The following is a 19,957-nucleotide window of genomic DNA, read 5'->3' as shown; positions in this document are numbered from 1 at the left end:
CCGAAAACGCGAACAATTGGGTAAAAAATAGCAAGTTTTTCACCCTAAGGGGACAAATAGTCAAAAGCATTGGTTACTCGTGGAAAGAGTAAACAGCGAAAATCGCTAAAAGCCGAGTAGATTGAACTGCTACTGTAACAGCGGTTGTTCGATGGCTTGGTATAAACTGGCGGAGTTGATCAAGGCATGGGCAGTAAGGCTAGGCACACTATAAACGAGTGTTTCTACATCATAATCTTGGTTTATTTTGTCCAGCAGAATGGCAAAGTCGCCATCGCCAGAAAGCAGTACCACCATGTCTACTTCACGTGCTGCTTCTAGTACGTCAATGGTAATGCCTACATCCCAATCACCTTTAGCTGAACCATCACTGCGTTGGATAAAGGGTTTTAGTTTTACATCAAAACCAATGTGTTTTAATGCATCCTGAAACTTAAGCTGCTGATTGTCGCCGCGATCAATGGCGTAAGCGTAGGCTGTAACAATGCTGCCCTGCTCTTGCAATTGCTGCCATAGCCTGCGGTAGTTAAATTGTTTAGCGTAGGCCTCTCGGCAGGTGTAGTAGATGTTTTGTACATCGGCGAATACGGCAATTTTTTTCACTAGGCGCTCTCTTAGCAGTTGGCTATGAAATGGCTGGCGGCTACTTGATGTTGCAAGCATTATTACATGCTCCTATTAAAAAGCCCCGCTCTTGCTGATGTGAATAAGCAAAAACGGGGGCTAGCTTAAATTATGCTCGTCTTAATAAGTGCGACATTATTGGTCATTGCTGTTTTTTAGCTTGAGTGGCGTTCTAATTCAGCTGATGGGAATCTCTAATTTGTTCTCGTAAAGCTTTACAGTGTTAACTAATCCTGTGATTAGAAGACATTATGTCAATGTTAAGCTTACTTTGGAGTTATTGCGAACTCATCGACTCGAACTTCAAGTTCTTTGTCTAAGCTAAGTTCTTGGCTAGTGTCGACGTCTAACAAGCTAAATATCTCTACTTGGGCATTGTTACCGGTGTTGAAATCTACCGCGACCTGTCTGAAACACTTTTTATTATCACCTTGAGGTGCAAGTGCTAGGTCTTTTACGTGCGCTTTAGCATCTGCTAACACGGTGCCTGCCAATGGAGCATTGGGGATCACTTCGCGAACACCAAAGTGTAATTGGGTAGGAGAGTTAGCGCCTTTTTTGTCGCAGTAATAAAGTGAGAAACTCATATCGGTATTGGCAGGTAAACCACTAACAATTTGGCTTAAGCCTGGTTTAGCGTTGAAGTCATGGTTTGATACGTCTCGCTTAAAGCGAAAACGAGAAGAGCCCTCGTCACCAAAGGCACTATCTTTAGAGCTACCAACATCGCCTAAGCCGCCACTTGAGTCTTCATGAGACAACCAGACCGAGCTTTTACCTTTATCTGCACGGTACTCGGTAAGCTGCGGATCTTGAACATGGGCCTGAGCCGAAAATGCTAAACAAGCGGTAAACATGGTGGCACTTAAAGCTAATTTTTTTTGTATGCGCATAGGTAGTCCCTTTAGTTACTTATAACGTCTCTCCAGATTATTTGTATTATTATATAATTTAACCGTGGTGTGCTGTGAGCATTCTCGCGTTTTTGAACACCTTTTATACATGTTAAAAGACCTGAGTATGGCTACATTCTGAAAGGTGCATTAGCGGGTAACTTTTTTGTAAATCATTAAAAGGTAATGGCTTTTATCCGCAGATTGCTAACGAAGCTAAGGGCTCTAGCTTTGGCTGAAATGAGAGAAGACATGGGCGCAGCGGAATGAAAAAGGCCGATTTCTCAGCCTTGTTATTTAGAACTAACGGGCAACAGCGTTGCTAGGCATTATCTGCCACTCGTGCATCTTGCACTTTCGTCATCAAGTCTTGGGCTTTCTTCATTACTGCGCCAGCTTCTTTGGTGCGGCGTTTTTTCAGCAAGTAATCAGAGAAGCGAAGGTATTTGTTGGCCATTGTTTGACGAGTTTCAACTAAGTGAGAAAAATCGTCGGGCAAGTCTTTAGCCATGTTGTCTACTTCTTTGGCCATTTTATCTAGGGTTTTCACCCGAGTAAGGCCATTGATACGCTCTTGTAATTGACTAAAGTGATTTTGGTAAAACACTTCAGCAGCTTGATAGGGAAACTCTGCTTCTTGCTCATCGGCGATAGCTTGTTTGTAACTAGCCATAGCAGCAATGGCAGTTTTTAGCTCAAGTGCTCGAGCAATACGCTCTTGCTGTTGTTCGCTGTTGGCGAAGAAGGTTTCACCTGTTTCAATCATTTGCGCTAAAGCAACCACATCAAGTTGGTCGGCCGCTTTATCAAACAACTGAGTAAATACCTGTTCAGATTTTTCGTTAGGTGCAAACTGATAGTCAGTTCTCACTTGCAGCAAATCTTGGTAAATCGTGTAAACGTCATCGCCATCTTCACTATGTTGGTAACGACCCTGCTCCAAATGTAAGTCGAGTCGCTGAACCAATGCTTCAACTGTGCTCATCCACCCTTGGTTCACATCTTCAGCAATTAAGGCCAAGCTGTATGAATCTGGGTAAATGCGGTTTACTTCCTGCAGCAAAGATTGGATAGCGTAATAATCTGGGTAGGCGTTTTGGCGATTATTAAGTAAATCGTCGATTTGTTTCTCGTAAAAATCGATCACCAAACGTTGCTTGTCTCTTAGCAAGGCTTGTTTTGGCACATGCTGTTTTGCCGGAATGGTATTTAGCATAGGCAAAAACTGCTGCGGGCTTAAGCTCACTAAGTCTTGATTGGCTGAGTTCTCCCGCTGTAGTCGGCTTAATTCTTGTTGGCTATGCTTTAGCTGACCATCCATTTGTTGGAAACCATAACTGAGCGCAGCGGCAACACCAACAATGGCAATCACACTTAAACCGGGCTTTAAAAAGCTTTGGGTAAGGCTTTTTTCGATTTGGTCTAAATCGGTTACTCGTTGTTTTAAATTGAAGTTGAGGCCGCGCTTCAGCTTACCCCAGCGTAACAAAGGTGCATGCTTTGGCTTACTAGGAGTAATGTTTTCTTTAGCCGCCTGGTTAGCGGTTTTGCGATTGAAGGGGTGTTTACTCGACAACAACTCGTAGGCAATACAGCTAAACGCAAATACGTCGTCTGCAATGCTTGGTGCGGCGCCATCTAACAACTCTGGCGAGGCATAAGTAGGTGTAAATCCGCTAACTGGTGAAGTTTCTTCAGGTTTGTCGGCAGCATATTGATCGGCATTTAGGTTGAGTGCGCGAGATACACCAAAGTCAAAAATCTTAATGGTGCCATCTCGGGATAACATGATGTTACCCGGTTTTAAATCGGCGTGTACTACGCCATTTTGGTGGGCATAACGAAGCGCTGAGGTTAACTGAGTGAGCAGCGCTAAGCTGCTTTTAAAGGTAAGGCCATTGGGGCGATGACTTTTAATGACTTCATCAAGTGTTTGCCCGTCTAACCATTCCATAACCAGGTAGTAATCTTCTTGATCTACCCCGAAGTCATGTACTCGGATGATATTTGGGTGGCTTAAGCGCTGAGTCTTGCGTGCTTCTCGGATAAGAATTCGAGCAGCATCTGGCTGGTCATGAAATTCTTTCTGCAGCAATTTGATGGCTACATAAGGTTGGCTGTCACCAGCTGCTTCTAACAACAAGTCTTTTGCTCGGTAAACATCGCACATACCACCATGACCCACTAGGTCTTCGATTTGGTAGCGCTTTTTAATCACCCGATTTATCACTTGCTCTTTGTTGGAGCGTGCATTGGTTTTTTTGCTTGTTGCTGTTTCGGTGTTGTTTACAACGGTTTTATCTGATGCCGTTGAGCTTGCAGTTTTATTTTCAGCCTTGGTGTTTGGCGAAGCAGCTTGATCTTTGTTTGCATCATCCATGAGTACTACCCTAATTCGCTAGCCATATACATTACTTTAATAATGCATGACAAATATATTAATTAAATTTTACCGTTTATTTAGAATTCTTTAGATCTTGTTATTTATATTGCTTTTAAATTACTTGTAGCCATACAAGAACAATATTCATGTTATTTAAAATGACTATTGTGTTTGTTTGTTTTTTGTTCACTGTAAAGAAATCCGACACTCAATGCAGCTAAAACAAAGGCTTGAATGCTAACAATAAAAATATCAAAACACAAAGAAAGCCAGAAAAATTTTATTGTTAAAATTATTATAATCTCTATTGATTGGATTATTTATTAAGTGTAATAATAGCGGCTCTTTTTCTAGTGATATCTAAATCACTAGTATTTTTGAGGGAATGGGTTCTTCTCAAAAATAAAAAGACTTCTAAGGGACGGAAGATTATGAATTTGAGTTTATCTGTGATTAGTTATCACAGATTTACCTCTGGTGTGGAAGAGAAGAAGACCCTCTCTACTACGTCAGGGGAGTCAGTTATTACCATTGGTAGGGCAAGCCAATGCTCTTGGTGTTTGCTCGATCCAGAAAGAGTTATCTCTAGTCGTCACGCCCGCATTGAGTCAAACAATGGGCAGTTTTGGCTATACGATACGTCTACCAATGGCGTGTTTGTTAACCGCTCGGTAGAGGCCTTAGCAAAAGACCAGCCTTATCAGCTTAACGACGGTGATACCTTAGCGATTGGCGACTACGAAATAGAGGTGGCGATATCTGCTCAAGCTATTGCTCAGCAAGCGCCAAGCTCCGCTCAGGTAGCCACAGCTGCTCCTACTGTTCAAGCTCCCGCTGCAATGCCAGCAACTAAGCTTGAAGAAGATTTTGGTGTATTGGCTGAACCAGAGCCTATTGCAAACAACAGCAGTAGTTTAGACGCTAAGCTTAATGCCAATCTTGATGATGCTTTTGCATTGCCGCAATCAATAAATGATGAGCAGTCCAGCATTCCGGAAGATTGGAATGCTTTGTTTGCCAGTCCCGCTCCACAAGAACCCGTTGCCGTTAGCGCTCCGCCGCAACCAACTGCCGTGCCAAGTGCTGCTGTTCCTGAAGTTAAGCAGCCTGCAGTAGCAAATACAATGGCCAATGATCCACTCGTTTTTGCAGCTGCTACTACCAAGCAAGCTACTCCGGCAGCGCCTGCAGCTGCCGTTAAACCACAGTATTTTGGCGCAGATGAGCAAGCTCATCTGGCCGCATTTTTGGAAGGAATGGGAATATCCCCCGAGCTAGTTTCTCAGGATAACCCAGTACGTTGGTGGCATCAGTTGGGCGTGATAACTCGCGACTCCCTTGATGGCATCATGAATACCTTACACAATCGCGCAGCCTTTAAAGAGAATAGTCGCATCAATCAAACGACTTTCAGAAGGAATGAAAACAACCCGCTTAAGTTTTCTACTAATGCCGAAGATGCCATTCATAACTTATTACAACGCAAAACGGCTGGATTTTTACCTCCAGAACGAGCCGTTAAAGAAGCGTTTATCGATTTAGAGCGCCATGAGTATGCGCTGTTATCTGGGGTTGAAGGTGCAGTAGCAGGTGTTATGCAGCTGCTCGACCCTAAATCGATAGAATCCAAAGATCAGAACGCCAAAGGAATTGCCAAGATGTATTCGGCAATTGAAAAGCATAAAAGCTGGAACCGTTACTGTTCGATCTACAGTGATTTGGAAAATGAGTTTAGCCAAAACAGCAATGCCTTCTACATGGAAGATTTTGCCAAGGCTTATGAATCAACCTTAAAAAGCATAGAGCAAAAGGGACAACGATGAGCAAAGTAGGGAAATTAGTACTTAGTGTGCTACTGAGTATGTCAATGTTGGGCTGTACTGTAGCCAACTACGTAGTCGAACCATATTCAAAGCTGCAGTTTCATGTAGCCAACAATGTTAACCCAGATATCACCGGCCGAGCTTCGCCAGTAGTGGTTAAAGTATTCGAGCTGTCTTCACGCACCTTGTTTGATAGCCAAGATTTCTTCGCCTTGTATGATGACGCTTCCCAAGTGCTTGGCCCTGATCTAATCAATCGCACCGAGTTTGAGTTTGAACCCGGTAGCCAATTTGAATACAAGCTTTCTTTATCGCCTGGCGTTCGTTATGCCGGCGTGCTTGTCGCCTACCGAGACATTGACACCGCCAGCTGGCGTGAAGTGGTCACTGTCGACCCTACTAATTACAAAACCTTTGATGTTCACGTAGGTGAGCTCGCTGTATTTGTTGGCAATCCATAAGCAGTATTTCGGGATTAAACATGAGTGACTTTTGTCGTGTCGCGTGGAGCGAGGGGATGTTTTTGCGTCCTCAACACTTTCAGCAGCAAGAACGCAGTTTGAATTTTCAGTTGCAGCAGAATTTGTTGCAGCAATCCAGTTACTACTGGGGAGTAACAGAACTAAGTGTAGACCGCTCCCTATTAAGTAACGGTAAATTCGGCTTAAGTAGTATTAGCGCGTGTTTGCAAGATGGTGCGGCAATGGTTAGCCCCACACGTGATCCTTTGCCTGAAGCGTTATCGCTGGACAGCAGTATTCGAGATCAGTTGGTGTATTTGGCGTTACCTACCGAAAAGTCCAATGGACTAAATGTATCGGCACAAGGTCGTAGTGTGACTCGCTACCGTTTTGTTGATCATGAAGTGGTAGATACCAACATTGGTAACGACGCGGTGGAAGTGTTGCAACTAGCCCAAGCTGGCTTTGAGCTTAAGTTAGAAAGTGACAACTTATCAGGCTACGACACCTTAGCTATCGCTAAGATCATTGAAGTTTCGGAAGAGGGGCAAGTTAGCCTCGACGAGAAATTTATTCCCGCAAGTTTAAATGCGCAAGCTAACTCGGTGCTTAAGCAGCAACTGGCCGAAGTACATGGCATTTTACGCCAACGTGCTGAGGCCTTAGCTGCACGTATTGGCGCTGGCCAAGGTAGTGCCAGTTCAATAGCAGATTTTTTGATGTTGCAGCTACTAAATCGTTATGACGCACTGATTGCTCATATCCTGGCAACTAGCGGCTTACACCCAGAACGGTTGTTCCAAGAGTTAGCCGGTTTGGCGGGCGAGTTAGCCACTTTTTCTAGTAAAGATAAACGCGCTCCACAACTTCCAGGTTATCAACACGATGAACTTACCCGTGTATTTGGCGATGTGATGGTGGTGCTTAACCAGTTTATGAGCATGGTACTGCAGCAAACGGCAGTACAAATTGCATTAGATGAAACCAACTACGGTATCCGAATTGCTCAAGTTCAAGATAAAGGTTTATTAGAACGCGCCGAATTCGTGTTAGCGGTAAACGCCAATATAAGCCCGGATGAATTGCGCAAGCGCTTCCCGGCTCAAGTAAAAATCGGACCGGTTGAACACATTCGAGATTTGGTGAATAACCAACTGCCGGGCATTTCTGCCATTGGCTTACCGGTAGCGCCGCGACAAATTCCTTATCACGCCGGCTTTCACTATTTCAAATTGGATAAAAGCAACGATTACTGGCCACGGCTTAGCGCCAGTGGTGGCGTAGCCATCCATTTGTCGGGTAATTATCCCGAGCTTGAAATGCAAATTTGGGCAATTAGCCAGTAATTAATGTTCCAAGGATGAAATAAGATGTCAGAAGCGACAGTAATGAAGCCTCGACCAGGGAGTCGCGGTGGCAATAAGCCAGTAAGCGATTTGGGCAAAATTGCAGCTTCAGCAGCAGAGGCTGAATGCACCGTAGTGATTACGCCTTCTAAAAACAAAGAGCGTGGTGTGCAATTGCCAAAGTTTGGCGATAACCCGCTAATTGATGAAGCGAGCGCACTATTGTCGATGGTGGGACAGATTCGTTGCACCGTAAAACACGGTGACATTGCTTCATTGCGTCAGGTTTGTATCGACAAAATTCGTGACTACGAAGCCAACTTACGTCACCAGCAGGTGAGCGCCGAAATTATCGAAGCTTCTCGCTACTGCGTATGTTGTTTTATTGATGAAACAGTATTAAACACCAACTGGGGCGGCCAGTCGGTATGGGCCAGCGACAGTCTATTATCTACGTTTCATTCGCAAACGTGGGGTGGTGAACACTTCTTTACTTTGTTAGATGAAAACCTTGCAGCCCCGCGGACTAAGTCACAATTACTCGAGCTGCAATACCTGTGTTTGTCATTAGGCTTCGTTGGCAAAATGCGCGTAGAAGAACGCGGCCAAGACAAGCTTGAAGAATATCGTCAGCAGGCTTTTGATTGTTTGCAAGCTATTCACGGTGAAGCCGACATTGAACTCTCTCCTAAAAGCCAAGCTAGTGTGAGCATCGGCAGTGAAGCCAATAGTGGATTACCGATCTGGGTGATTGTCTCAATATTTGGTGTATTGCTGTTGTCTATCTATATGGCCTGTAGCTACTTCATTAACAGCTACTCAGATCAAGTATTTAATCAAATAAATACCTTGGCCCGCTGGGAAAGCACCACCACCAATACTGCTGAAGTTGATGAACAACAAGTATTGATGTTGCAACAGCGCTTGCAAACTGAAGTAGACCGTCAGTTGCTTGAAATTGTGCCGTTGAGTGACCGTATTCGTATCACCATCAACTCAAGTGAGCTATTTAGCCCTGGCAGCGCCGAAGTGAAGTCTTCGGTGGTCCCTGTTCTGCAAAAACTATCGCGGGCGCTTGAGTCTACAACTGGTCGAGTGCTGATTACCGGCCACACCGATAACCAACCAATTTTCACTAGTCGCTACCCTTCAAATTGGCACTTGTCTTTGGCTCGGGCCACTGCCGTTGCCAACAGTATGTCGATAGGCACCTTGCTACAAGGGCGTTTATGGCCAGAAGGGCGAGGTGATTCAGATCCTCGAGCCAGTAACAACACCGAATCTGAGCGTGCGTTGAACCGTCGAGTAGAGATTGATTTGCTTTATTAAGCAAACTTAAAGGATTGAGAAATGTTTAACAGTTTGTTTTTTCAACGCTTAGTACAAATGCTTAAATCCAAATGGGCAATCACCTTGCTGGGTTTTTTGGCGCTGGCCTTTTTGATCTGGTTTGGCGGACCATTGATTGCGATTGCAGGTGCCGAGCCTTTAGGTAGCGCCAGTGCTCGATTGTTCACCATCATTACGCTGGCATTAATCTGCATTATCTATCAGTTTTGGCAGCACGTTCGTAGCACTAAGCAAAATCAAGAAGCGGTGCAATCGTTACTAGATGGTCAAGATGAGCATGGCGATGACGAAGAAAGCCGCCGTGAGGTAGAAACCTTACGCGAGCGCGTGGTTACCGCTTTAGACGTACTTAAAAATTCAAGTTTGGCTAAGGGCCAAGGGGTATATCAGCTTCCTTGGTACATTATGATCGGCCCTCCTGGCACTGGCAAAACTACCGCGCTGCAAAACTCAGGTTTAGAGTTTCCACTAAAAGACAAACTAGGCGATGACCCATTAGCTGGTGTTGGTGGTACCCGCCATTGTGATTGGTGGTTTACAAACAAAGCGGTACTTATTGATACCGCTGGCCGCTATACCACTCAAGACAGCAACAGCGCTAAAGACTCTCGAGCTTGGTTAGGTTTTTTAGGCCTGCTTAAAAAATACCGTACTAAACGTCCGATTAACGGTGCAATTGTTACCGTTAGCTTGGCTAGCCTAATTCAACAAACCCGTACCGAGCGCAACTTGCATGCGCGTGCGATTAAGCAACGTATTCAGGAGCTTAAGAACCAATTGGGCATGCAGTTCCCGGTTTATGTGGTGCTTACTAAAGCTGACTTGATTGCCGGCTTTAGTGAATTTTTCGCCGACTTAAACGCTAACGAACGTGAGCAAATTTGGGGAATTACTTTCCCGCTTACTGCTGAGAATGCTGACACTGGTGTAGTGGGTTTATTTAATCGTGAATTCCACGGCCTTTTGAAACGCATTCAAACTCGCTTAAATGTTCGTTTACAGCAAGAGCGCGATATTGATAAGCGTACTTTAATGTACGAATTCCCTAAGCAAATGCATCTGTTGCAATCAAGCATTGATGATTTCTTAAAAGAAATATTCTCGCCAAATGCCTTTGAAGAAGCGCCTATGTTGCGCGGTTTGTATATCGCGAGTGCTACCCAAGAGGGTAAACCGATTGACCGGGTTATGGCCGAAACCTCAAATGGCTTGGGTTTAGGGCAAGTTCCCTTAAAACAGCAAGGTGGAGAAACTAAGGGCTACTTCATTAAGCGTTTGCTTGAAGACGTGATTTTCCCAGAAAAGTTTGTTGGTTCGGTAAACCGTCACCACCAAAAACATTCAATGTGGACACGACGCATTGTTGCTGGTGGCTGTGTGCTTAGCTTACTTACCTGTAGTTTGCTTTGGTACAACAGTTACAGTTGGAACAAACAATTAGTTGATACCAGCGAAGCGGCTGTAGATCAGTATAAAGCCATTGTTAAACCTGGTTTGTCTACCGATACCGACGTAATCACCTTGGTTCAAGCGCTTAATGCTTTACGCGATCTACCGGCTGGCTTTAGTCAGCAGTTGGTGGATAAAGATGTTCATCGCATGGGGCTTTATCAGGGTGAAAAAATTGGCCAACCCGCGAAGATGGCCTATCAGCGGGCGTTACAAGGTTTCTTTGCTACCTACTTAACTGAATCGCTTACTCATGAGCTGGTCGAGAACGAAGAATACCTCGAGTACCTCTACGAAACACTTAAAACCTATTTGATGATTTACGATGCTGAGCACCGTGAAATTGACCAAATATATAGCTGGTTTGAGATTTTTTACGAGCGCCGTTTACCGGGTGAGATTAACCAAGGCCTTCGCCAAGACTTAATGGTTCATACCCGAAACCTGTTTGCTGAAGGGATTAACCTTATCCCGGTTAATGATAAAGCGATTGCTCAAGCCCGTAGTGTATTAACCCGTATGCCTTTGGCCGAACGTGCCTACCAACGTTTACGTATAGAGTTTTTGTCAAGCCATGTAGCTGACTTTAGGTTGAGTGATGTCTTTGGCCGCCAAGGTCGCCAAGTATTTGTTCGTAATAGTGGAGCGCCTTTGCATGAAGGTATTCCAGGGCTTTATACCTACAGCGGCTTCCATGGTTTATTCCGCATTGAAAACAACCGAATTGTTAAACGCCTGATGGAAGACAGCTGGGTGTACGGTGACAGCTTATCGATAGATGAAGCAACCCGCGATGAAGTGGTTAAAGCGGTGAGTGAGCGTTACTTCCGTGATTATGTTTTTGAGTGGGAGCAATTGCTAGCCGACGTGCAACTTCGCCCTTACGCTTCGGCGAAAGATGGCGCGGTGCTAGCTAAGAACTTAACGGGCTCTGAGCGACCTCTGCAAAGCTTTATTCTGGCGGTGCAAAAAGAACTACGCCTTACCGAAGTGACAATGAGTGACAACACTAAAATGGCAGGTGAAGTGGCTGGCAATGTTGCTGATGTTGCCTTGAAGAATCAAAAAGCACGGATTAACCGCTTCTTACCAAACGATATGTCCAAGGCCAAATTAGCCTTGCCTGGCGCTGAAGTAGAAGCAGAATTTGAAGATTTCTTGAATATTAGCGAAGCCGATCTAGAAGGCATGCATGTCTCTTTACTGCAACTGCGTGACTATCTAGAAGTATTGTCTGAGTCAAACAATAAACGGGCGTACACCAGTTTGATGGATGACAACAGCCAAGCTGCGGTTACTAGTGCGTTGCGACGCTCTCGTAAAGATTTGCCCGCGCCGTTTTCAACAATGCTAGGCGAGCTGTCTAGCCAAACCTCTTCGTTGGCTAAACGTGGCGCTCAGGTACATGTTAATGCGATTTGGAAAGACAGTGTTTACAAAGAATACCGCGCCGCGATTCGTGGAAAATACCCCTTTGATAGCAAAGCGGCTGAAGAAGTTCGCCTAAAAGACTTTGGCCGCTTCTTTGGTTATGGCGGCACAATGGATACCTTCTTTGAGCGTTACTTGAAGTCTTCGGTTGATACCAGCAAACGTAACTGGAAGTTAGAGCGTTCGGTAGGTATCGACCCAGGCTCGCTAAAAGTGTTCCAACAAGCTCGCCGTATTCGCGACGTATTTTTTGAGCCTGGTTCGCAAACGCCGCGAGTGGAATTTGGCCTTAAGCCGCTTTACTTAGATGGCCACATTAATAACTTCCGGGTTGAGCTGGGCGAACAAGAATTGGTATATCGCCATGGTCCGCAGCGTACCTCTCACTTTATTTGGCCAACCGACTCTAGCCGGAGTACGCGTTTAGCCTTTGTGCCGCCTAAATCCGGTCACTCTATTTCAGAGACTTATCCAGGGCATTGGGGCTTGTTCCGCATGCTTGATGGTTTAGCTAAGCAGCGCCCTGACTCACGTAAAGATAACGTGTTGGATATTGAGTTCAAGGGTAACAAAGTGCAGTTGGAGTTGATTCCAACAACCGCTATGCACCCATTTTGGTCTAAAGACTTAGCGAGGTTCTCATGTCCTGTAACGCTGTAAACGGTTTTGGTTATTTTGGCAAAGTGCCAGCACGCGGCGACTTTATTCAAAGCCATTTACCGAGTGATTTTGTTGCCAGCTGGAGTGAATGGTTACAAGCCGTTATTGCGGTAAGCCGTGAGCAGCAAGGTGAGCGTTGGTTAGATTGTTACCTAACCAGTCCTATTTGGCACTTTGCTCTCTCCGCTGGGGTATGTGGTGAATCTGCCATTGCAGGCACCTTAATGCCGAGTGTTGATCAAGTAGGCCGACACTTTTACTTCACTATGGCCAAACCGATTAACCAAGTACCGGTTGATGTATGGCAGCAACGTAAGTGGAGCGAGCTAAGCGAAGAAAAAGTATTAAAGCTGCTGGATGATGATACCGACGTGGTTCGCTGGGCAGAAAGCGTGGCAGAACTGGATTGGTTAGATGGCATCAAAGCCGCTAACCCCTTGCTTAACCATGCTAAGCAGAGCGAGCAATTAGTGTTGCAAAGTGAGCAGGCGATTAGCGCTGAACATATGCTGCATCAGCAATTACGTAAGCGTTTAGATCGTTACTGCATCTGGTGGACTAAGGGCTCTGAGCTAGTTCCTGAGTGCAGTTTGGTGAGCGAAAGTTTGCCATTAGTAAGCCAATTTTCAGCCATGTTAGATGGTCAATGGGAGCAATGGGGATGGTAGCTAGTCCAACTCTGATGGATGGATTTTTTGTTAGTTTTGCGCAAACCCATCCTGGCAAGGTTCGCCCTTACAACGAAGATGCAGTGCTTGATTTACGTGAAGAAGGCGTATGGGTAGTAGCCGACGGCATGGGTGGACATGCAGCGGGTGATGTTGCTAGCCAAATAGTGATTGATAGTGTTAAGCAGTGTGTTGAGCAAACCCCAGCCGCCAGCTTAAGCATCGATTGTTTACGTAAGGCCTTGTTGCAAGCTAACCAGCAAATCATCAATTTTTCTCAGCAACATCTGGATGGTAAAACCGCCGGCAGTACTGCAGTTTTACTGCATGTGCGCGATGGTTTTTATCATTGCTTATGGGTGGGAGATAGCCGTATCTACTTGATGCGCCAAAATCATCTACAGCGTAAAACCCGCGATCATAGCCAAGTAATGGACATGGTGGAGCAGGGTTTAATCCCTGAGTCTGAAGCGGAAGATCATCCTCTTTCAAATGTTATTACTCGCGCCATTGGCGTAAGTGATGAACTCACCGTTGACCAAAATTCTGGTCAGCTATTGCCTGGCGACCAGTTTTTACTGTGCTCAGACGGTTTAACTAAAGAGCTTAACGACACCGATTTAGCCATGTGCATGCAAGCAAATAGCGTCTCTGATATTGGCTTGGCTTTAATGCATTCAGCATTGGTAAAAGGCGCTAGCGATAACGTGAGCTGTGTACTGGTTAAGGTGAGCCAAAGCGATGCTGATAGCGAAGAAGAGCATTGTGATGACACCGTGCCGGTGTTTTTTAATCGTCGTAATTCGGTGAGAGGCTAAGCGAATGTTTCAAGAATTGTCTGATATTGATTTTGAAAAACTTGCACAGCCTGTGTCAGAAGACTTACCAACTGGTGAAGACCCACGTTTAGATGCATCGCCTTTATCTACGTATTTTACCCTCAAAGATGTGCGTAATACGGCTCGTGCCGCGGAACGTAATGCGTTGGTGGATAACGAACCCTTACTCAGCTTTGCTAATGAATGGGATCCAATTATCAATCAAGTACCTGAAGTACTGGTTGAAAGCTGCAAAGACTTAGAGTTAGCCGCTTGGTTAATCGAAGGTTTAGTGCGCCGCAAAGGTTTTAAAGGCTTACGCCAAGGCTTTGATATTGCCCGTACTTTAATTGAAAACCATTGGGAACATTTATATCCAAGCCCAGACGAAGATGGCTTAGTAACACGTGTTGCTCCTTTAGTTGGTCTAAACGGCTACGACGGCGAAGGCACTCTGTTAATGCCAATTGCCTGCGTGCCACTCACTGACCTTATCGAAGAGCAGCCATATTCGCTGTGGGAGTTTGAGCAAGCCAGTGAAGTTGAGCGTTTAGAAGAAACTAAGCGCAACCAGCGCCATGCTTCTGGCGCAGTAAAGCTTGAAGACATCACCCTTACAGTAAAAGCCACCAGTACCGCGTTTTTCACAGAGTTACTGCAAGACATTGAAGCGGCTTCTCAAGCCTATTTGCAGTTATCTGCAGCAATGGACGAAGCGGTGGGTGAGCCTCAACCTAGTTCGCACATAGTTAAGCGTTTAACCGATTGCATGGAGGCAGTGCGTTACTTGGCTGCTGACAAACTTAGCGCGGTTGAGCTTGAAACGGTAACTGAAGAAACACTAACAGAATCTGATGAACAGTCCGGTGAGGCAGAGCCAGAAGGACCCAGTAATCAACTAAGAAATCGCGCAGACGCGATCCAACAACTCGGCAAGATTGCTGAGTTTTTTAAGCAAACCGAGCCTCACTCGCCAATGGCTTATGCCATTGAACAAGTGGTTCGTTGGAGTGGAATGAGCTTGCCAGATCTATTGCAAGAACTGATTTCTGACAACGATGCTCGGACCGGTTATTTCCGATTGACTGGTATTTCATCGGAATCACAGGACTAACGTGGTGCTTAGCGCTCTGCGTGTTAATCAAGAACAAGGAGATTGATATGGACAGTATCCACGGCAAGTTGTCTCGGGTACGCAAGCCACGAGTTCACATCACTTATGATGTAGAAACTGAAGGGGCTGCAGTTAAAAAGGAACTGCCTTTTGTAGTAGGCGTAATGGGCGATTTTGCGGGCGACAACACCGCATCTTTAAAGCCGCTAAAAGATCGTCGTTTTATCCAAATTGACCGTGATAACTTTGACGACGTACTTAAGCGCATGAATCCTAAACTGGAATTTAAAGTTGATAACAAGTTGGCTGATGACGATTCACAAATGTCAGTGGCGCTTGAGTTCAGCTCAATGAAAGATTTCGATCCAGCTGCGGTAGTTAACCAAGTTGAGCCATTACGTAAGTTAATGGATACACGTAATAAATTACGTGACTTGATGACTAAGGTTGACCGCTCAGAAGACTTAGAAAACATCCTAGAAGAAGTGCTTAACAACACTGACTCTCTGCAAAAGCTAAAAGGCGAACTTGAAAAAGAGCCTAGTGCGGAGGGTTCAGAATGAGCGTAGAAAGCCAAACTACTCTAGATCCAAGTGTTGAAGAAGCGCAAGGTTCTATTTTAGAACAAGCGATTGGTGCCACTAAGCAAACCGATAGCTCTCGCTCAGAAGAGTTATTGCGCACGCTTACCGAAGAAGCGCTGAAAGGCACTGTTAGTTGGAACAAAAACTTAACAGTAACCTTTAGAGAAGCCATTGCTGGTATTGATGAGCTTATTTCTAAGCAGTTAGCTGAGGTTATGCACCACGAAAGCTTTCAAAAGCTAGAAGGCTCTTGGCGTGGTCTTAATTACTTGGTGATGAACTCTGAAACCAGCCAAACACTTAAGATCCGTGTGCTTAGCATGAGCAAAAAAGAGCTGCACAAAGATTTAAGTAAAGCGGTTGAGTTTGATCAAAGCCAGATCTTCAAGAAAGTGTACGAATCTGAATTTGGCACGCCAGGCGGCGAACCTTATGGTGCGTTAGTGGGCGATTACGAATTTACTAATCACCCAGAAGATATTGAGTCGTTAAGCTTAATGTCGAACGTTGCTGCCGCTGGTTTTGCGCCGTTCTTATCAGCTTCTTCGCCAGCCTTGTTTGGTTTTGATAACTGGACAGAACTTAGCAAGCCTCGTGATTTAGAAAAAGTATTTGAGTCTCTTGAATACACTAAATGGCGTTCATTCCGTGAAAGCGATGATTCACGCTTTGTAACCTTAGCGATGCCTCGGGTATTAGCACGTTTACCTTACGGTGAAGCAACTACACCAATTGAAGAGTTCAACTACGAAGAATTCGAAGTTGATCCGCAAACCGGTATGGCACAAACCACCGAGCACGACGAGTACTGTTGGATGAATGCTTCTTACGTATTGGGTGTACGTATGACAGAAGCCTTTGCTAAATATGGCTTTTGTACGGCAATTCGTGGTGCGGAAGGTGGTGGTAAAGTTGAAAACTTACCTTCTCACCTATTTGTATCTGACGACGGTGACCCAGATCTTAAGTGTCCTACCGAAATTGGTATTACCGACCGTCGCGAAGCAGAGCTTAGCAAGTTAGGTTTCTTACCGCTTTGTCACTACAAAAACACTGATTACGCGGTGTTCTTTGGTTCGCAGACTTGTCAAAAACCGAAGAAATACGATAACCCAGATGCAACAGCAAATGCGGCTATCTCATCTCGCCTGCCTTACATGATGGCCACCTCTCGTTTTGCGCATTACCTAAAAGTAATGGCGCGCGACAAGATTGGTAGCTTTATGGAAGCCGAAGACGTTGAAAACTGGCTTAACCGCTGGATTCTTAATTACGTGAATGCTTCTGAGGGCGGCGGTCAAGAAATCCGAGCTAAATACCCATTGGCTGATGCCAAAGTTCAAGTAAAAGAGATTCCGGGTGCGCCTGGTTCGTACAACGCAGTAGCGTGGTTACGTCCATGGTTGCAAATGGAAGAACTGACTACTTCACTGCGCTTAGTCGCAAAAATCCCTGAAATCGGCGGATAACTAGATTGCGGGCCGCAAGGCCCGCCTTATTACTATGACCATGAGCCAAACTTTACCACCACTGAGTTTTGTGGATAGCCAAAGCCTGCATCAAGTTGAGTTAGATACTCAACATGTTGATGTGGATTGGTGTGCCCAGAGCCAAGTGGTGGATAAGTTTTTAGCGGCAGAAGATGCCTATTTAGCACTGCGAATTTGGTTAGAACGAGACAATCAACAGTATGACTCGGCATGGACAGCGGAAACCCTAAGGCCGATTTTGCTGCGTGCCATTCGCGACATTGATGAGCGTTTAAATGACCAAGTGAACGCGATTATTCACCATCAACGGTTTCAGGACTTAGAAGCCAGTTGGCGCGGGGTGAAATACCTTACAGAGCATTCAGGTACTCAAGATCACAGCCTGGTTGCCAAGGTTAAGTTAATTAGCCTTAACTGGCGCGAGCTTTGCCGCGATGTATCACGTGCCATCGAGTTTGATCAAAGTGAACTGTTCAAGCTTATTTATACCAATGAGTTCAACATGCCGGGCGGTGAACCCTTTGGCATGATTGTGGGTGACTACCAAATCTCGCACAAAGCCAAACGTGGCATGCCTACTAACGACATTGATGCGCTGCGGGCAATTAGCCATGCAGCCGCCGCTGCGTTTGCGCCTTTTGTTACTGGCGCTGCGCCATCAATGTTTGGTGTCGACTTCTTCAGTGAGCTGGCATCAGTTCGAGATATTAGTGCGCAGTTTTCACAAGCTGAATACATCAATTGGCGTAAGCTGCGTAGCCAAGAAGACTCCCGCTTTTTAGGCATTACCGCGCCCAATATTTTAATGCGTGAGCCCTATCAACAAGATGGCCGTCGCCAAGAAGGCTTTATGTTTGTTGAGCAAGTTAACGATGCCGAAGGTGACTACTTATGGGGCAACGCCGCATACGGTGTCGCTGCCGTGGCCCTGCGCGCTTTTAAAGAATCTGGCTGGTTTAGCCAAATTCGTGGCTTGCAGCCAGGCCAATACAAGCACGGTTTGGTATTCGATTTACCCAGTTCTCGCTTTAAGTTTTCGCGCCATATGCGCTCGGCTAAGCCCTCGGTGAATTTGCAAGTTGGCGACCGTTTAGAGAAGCAATTGTCTGACAGCGGTTTTATTCCGGTGTCTACAGTTCCGCATACAGAACACTTAGTTTTGTATAGCAATGCCTCCGTCAACTTACCGAAAAACTACGACAGTTTATCGGTAGCGGTAAATGCACGCTTATCGTCGATGTTGCAATACGTATTGTGTGTTTCTCGCTTTGCGCACTACTTAAAAGTGATGGGGCGAGATCGAGTTGGTTCATTTGATAACGCTAACTTGATTGAGCGTGACCTGCAAAGCTGGTTGCATGCTTATACCACCGCCTCTGATGAAGCCTCCGACGAAATTCGGGCGCGTTACCCGCTTAACGAAGCCAAGATTCAAGTTAAAGAACAAGCCGGTAAACCTGGCCATTATTACTCCATTATCCATTTGCGTCCGCATTTTCAGCTCGACCAAATGATCTCCAGTATTCGCCTGATAACTGAGTTATCTCCAAGCTATAACCAAGCAGGATAAACAGATGCAACAACAAATAAAGCAGTTGATTCAACAAGGACAATTAAGTGAAGCAATCGCCCAAACCATTGCTCACCTAAAAGTGATGCCTAAGGACTTAGATACACGCAGCAGTTTTATTGAATTGTTATGTATTGATGGACAGCTAGAGCGTGCTGATCAGCAGCTGGACTTGTTGGTTAAGCAGCATCCACAGTGTGTTCCTGGTGCTTTAAACATGCGCCAACTAGTGCATGCCGCGCAATCGCGGGTAGATTTTGCAGCTGGTAGAGATACCGCAAGTTTGGTGACGGGCGCGTCGCAAACTTTAGCGCCTTTGGTGGAAGTGCGCTTGGCACAGTTAAGTGACAACAAAACTGAGTTTGAACAAGCTGCTCAGCAACTAGAAAGCTTACGCCAATCAGCTGAAGTAGAGATTAACGGTAAAAACTGTAACGAGCTGCGTGATTTAGATGACAGCTTAGCGGGTTACCTAGAAGTATTTGGCTCTAATGGTTTGTATTACTTTGTGCCGTTCTCTGACATCACTTGGTTAAAGCTACTGCCTGAAACTACTTTGTTTGAGCACATTTGGCGCCGCGCCGAGTTAGATATTAAAGAGGGCCCTTCCGGCGAAGTGTTCCTGCCAATGACCTATGTAAACAGCCAAAGCGATGCAGAAAAGCTGGGGAGAGAAACCGATTGGCAAGCCATTTTAGGCTCTGAATTTTACCAAGGACGAGGGCAAAAAATGTGGTTAGTAAATGATGACGCATTAGCCGTTTCTCAGTTGGAATCGTTCTCTGTAGAAACAGCCACCGAGGCTGCTGAGTAATGAGCACTGTTCAACCCGCTTTGCAGCTTTCATTACTCGACAGGTTAAGTAATAACTTGGATGAGAATGCTGCAAGCAGTGATATCTATTCAAGCTACGGGCGACAAGCTTATCGGCGCAGTATTCGCCGTGATCTAGAGGCTTTGCTTAACGCCAAGTTGCATTGGCATACCTGGCCTGAATGGTACAGCGAGTTGGACAAATCTTTATTTAGTTATGGTTTGCCAGACTTCTCATCTATGCCTTTGAGCAGCCAAGATGGCCGCGAGATGTTGTGTCAAATTGTAGAGCACACCATTCGCAAATTTGAACCTCGTTTTATTGATTTATCGGTGACAACCGTAAGTGAAGAGCAACCGCTTGATCGGGTATTGCGCTTGCGTATTCATGCTCTTTGTCATGCCGATCCTGAGCCAGAGGAAATGACCTTTGACTCTGAAGTTGAACCGGTATGCCTTGGCATAAGAATAGTTGAGTAG

At 45.4% G+C, this 19,957-nt stretch carries 16 protein-coding genes; 13 read left to right on the top strand and 3 right to left on the bottom strand.

All coding sequences use genetic code 11. The features are described from left to right. Nucleotides 1–129 precede the first annotated feature (129 nt). The 3 genes from K5L93_RS09230 to K5L93_RS09220 all read right to left on the bottom strand — a co-directional run bounded on the left by K5L93_RS09230 (nucleotide 130) and on the right by K5L93_RS09220 (nucleotide 3,897). Nucleotides 130–603, bottom strand: coding sequence for an NYN domain-containing protein (locus K5L93_RS09230; RefSeq protein WP_220721489.1), 474 nt, complete (start codon nucleotides 601–603; stop codon nucleotides 130–132). 287 nt (nucleotides 604–890) lie between these two features. Continuing rightward, nucleotides 891–1,517, bottom strand: coding sequence for a hypothetical protein (locus K5L93_RS09225; protein ID WP_220719484.1), 627 nt, complete (start codon nucleotides 1,515–1,517; stop codon nucleotides 891–893). 322 nt (nucleotides 1,518–1,839) lie between these two features. Next, a complete protein-coding gene (locus K5L93_RS09220) occupies nucleotides 1,840–3,897 on the bottom strand; it encodes a serine/threonine-protein kinase (protein ID WP_220719482.1) in 2,058 nt (685 codons plus the stop codon). 434 nt (nucleotides 3,898–4,331) lie between these two features. Between K5L93_RS09220 and tagH the strand changes: the two genes are divergently transcribed. The 13 genes from tagH to tssE are packed head-to-tail and all read left to right on the top strand — an operon-like array spanning nucleotide 4,332 to nucleotide 19,957. After that, on the top strand, nucleotides 4,332–5,723 hold the full coding sequence (gene tagH / locus K5L93_RS09215) for a type VI secretion system-associated FHA domain protein TagH (protein ID WP_220719480.1): 1,392 nt from the start codon (nucleotides 4,332–4,334) through the stop codon (nucleotides 5,721–5,723). Next, nucleotides 5,720–6,184 (top strand): type VI secretion system lipoprotein TssJ, encoded by a 465-nt coding sequence (gene tssJ / locus K5L93_RS09210; protein WP_016399949.1) that lies wholly within the window; start codon nucleotides 5,720–5,722, stop codon nucleotides 6,182–6,184. The genes tagH and tssJ overlap by 4 nt, the downstream gene beginning before the upstream one ends. 20 nt (nucleotides 6,185–6,204) lie before the next feature. Next, nucleotides 6,205–7,530: a type VI secretion system baseplate subunit TssK gene (gene tssK / locus K5L93_RS09205; protein ID WP_220719478.1), complete on the top strand. Its 1,326-nt coding sequence runs from the start codon at nucleotides 6,205–6,207 to the stop codon at nucleotides 7,528–7,530. A 24-nt stretch (nucleotides 7,531–7,554) separates the two neighbouring features. Then, on the top strand, nucleotides 7,555–8,859 hold the full coding sequence (gene tssL / locus K5L93_RS09200; RefSeq protein WP_220719476.1) for a type VI secretion system protein TssL, long form: 1,305 nt from the start codon (nucleotides 7,555–7,557) through the stop codon (nucleotides 8,857–8,859). Between the two features lie 21 nt (nucleotides 8,860–8,880). After that, nucleotides 8,881–12,420: a type VI secretion system membrane subunit TssM gene (tssM, locus tag K5L93_RS09195; RefSeq protein WP_220719474.1), complete on the top strand. Its 3,540-nt coding sequence runs from the start codon at nucleotides 8,881–8,883 to the stop codon at nucleotides 12,418–12,420. After that, entirely contained in the window at nucleotides 12,402–13,088 is a 687-nt protein-coding gene (tagF, locus tag K5L93_RS09190; protein WP_220719472.1) for a type VI secretion system-associated protein TagF, read from the top strand. The genes tssM and tagF overlap by 19 nt, the downstream gene beginning before the upstream one ends. Beyond that, nucleotides 13,082–13,906: a PP2C family protein-serine/threonine phosphatase gene (locus K5L93_RS09185; protein WP_246615024.1), complete on the top strand. Its 825-nt coding sequence runs from the start codon at nucleotides 13,082–13,084 to the stop codon at nucleotides 13,904–13,906. The genes tagF and K5L93_RS09185 overlap by 7 nt, the downstream gene beginning before the upstream one ends. 4 nt (nucleotides 13,907–13,910) lie before the next feature. Continuing rightward, on the top strand, nucleotides 13,911–15,020 hold the full coding sequence (gene tssA, locus K5L93_RS09180) for a type VI secretion system protein TssA (RefSeq protein WP_220719470.1): 1,110 nt from the start codon (nucleotides 13,911–13,913) through the stop codon (nucleotides 15,018–15,020). Nucleotides 15,021–15,067: 47 nt separating this feature from the next. Further along, on the top strand, nucleotides 15,068–15,583 hold the full coding sequence (gene tssB, locus K5L93_RS09175; protein WP_220719468.1) for a type VI secretion system contractile sheath small subunit: 516 nt from the start codon (nucleotides 15,068–15,070) through the stop codon (nucleotides 15,581–15,583). Continuing rightward, nucleotides 15,580–17,073, top strand: a complete 1,494-nt coding sequence (gene tssC, locus K5L93_RS09170; protein WP_220719466.1) for a type VI secretion system contractile sheath large subunit — start codon at nucleotides 15,580–15,582, stop codon at nucleotides 17,071–17,073. The genes tssB and tssC (K5L93_RS09170) overlap by 4 nt, the downstream gene beginning before the upstream one ends. 34 nt (nucleotides 17,074–17,107) lie before the next feature. Further along, nucleotides 17,108–18,664: a type VI secretion system contractile sheath large subunit gene (tssC, locus tag K5L93_RS09165; protein WP_152783829.1), complete on the top strand. Its 1,557-nt coding sequence runs from the start codon at nucleotides 17,108–17,110 to the stop codon at nucleotides 18,662–18,664. Nucleotides 18,665–18,668: 4 nt separating this feature from the next. Next, nucleotides 18,669–19,478: a type VI secretion system accessory protein TagJ gene (locus tag K5L93_RS09160; protein ID WP_220719464.1), complete on the top strand. Its 810-nt coding sequence runs from the start codon at nucleotides 18,669–18,671 to the stop codon at nucleotides 19,476–19,478. Then, entirely contained in the window at nucleotides 19,478–19,957 is a 480-nt protein-coding gene (gene tssE / locus K5L93_RS09155; protein WP_220719462.1) for a type VI secretion system baseplate subunit TssE, read from the top strand. Before K5L93_RS09160 ends, tssE begins: the two co-directional genes overlap by 1 nt.

The sequence above is a fragment of the Agarivorans litoreus genome (assembly GCF_019649015.1).
Taxonomy (GTDB): Bacteria; Pseudomonadota; Gammaproteobacteria; order Enterobacterales; family Celerinatantimonadaceae; genus Agarivorans; species Agarivorans litoreus.
Note: the sequence above shows the minus strand (reverse complement) of the source record. Positions and strands in the feature narration are given on the sequence as shown.

Bases quoted from the DNA above. Each gene is read 5' to 3' on its own strand.
- tssE (WP_220719462.1), top strand. From the start codon at position 19,478: ATGAGCACTGTTCAACCCGCTTTGCAGCTTTCATTACTCGACAGGTTA.
- tagH (WP_220719480.1), top strand. From the start codon at position 4,332: ATGAATTTGAGTTTATCTGTGATTAGTTATCACAGATTTACCTCTGGT.
- K5L93_RS09160 (WP_220719464.1), top strand. From the start codon at position 18,669: ATGCAACAACAAATAAAGCAGTTGATTCAACAAGGACAATTAAGTGAA.
- tssB (WP_220719468.1), top strand. From the start codon at position 15,068: ATGGACAGTATCCACGGCAAGTTGTCTCGGGTACGCAAGCCACGAGTT.
- K5L93_RS09225 (WP_220719484.1), bottom strand. From the start codon at position 1,517: ATGCGCATACAAAAAAAATTAGCTTTAAGTGCCACCATGTTTACCGCT.
- tssM (WP_220719474.1), top strand. From the start codon at position 8,881: ATGTTTAACAGTTTGTTTTTTCAACGCTTAGTACAAATGCTTAAATCC.
- tssA (WP_220719470.1), top strand. From the start codon at position 13,911: ATGTTTCAAGAATTGTCTGATATTGATTTTGAAAAACTTGCACAGCCT.
- K5L93_RS09220 (WP_220719482.1), bottom strand. From the start codon at position 3,897: ATGGATGATGCAAACAAAGATCAAGCTGCTTCGCCAAACACCAAGGCT.
- tssJ (WP_016399949.1), top strand. From the start codon at position 5,720: ATGAGCAAAGTAGGGAAATTAGTACTTAGTGTGCTACTGAGTATGTCA.
- tagF (WP_220719472.1), top strand. From the start codon at position 12,402: ATGTCCTGTAACGCTGTAAACGGTTTTGGTTATTTTGGCAAAGTGCCA.
- tssC (WP_220719466.1), top strand. From the start codon at position 15,580: ATGAGCGTAGAAAGCCAAACTACTCTAGATCCAAGTGTTGAAGAAGCG.
- tssK (WP_220719478.1), top strand. From the start codon at position 6,205: ATGAGTGACTTTTGTCGTGTCGCGTGGAGCGAGGGGATGTTTTTGCGT.
- K5L93_RS09185 (WP_246615024.1), top strand. From the start codon at position 13,082: ATGGTAGCTAGTCCAACTCTGATGGATGGATTTTTTGTTAGTTTTGCG.
- tssC (WP_152783829.1), top strand. From the start codon at position 17,108: ATGACCATGAGCCAAACTTTACCACCACTGAGTTTTGTGGATAGCCAA.
- tssL (WP_220719476.1), top strand. From the start codon at position 7,555: ATGTCAGAAGCGACAGTAATGAAGCCTCGACCAGGGAGTCGCGGTGGC.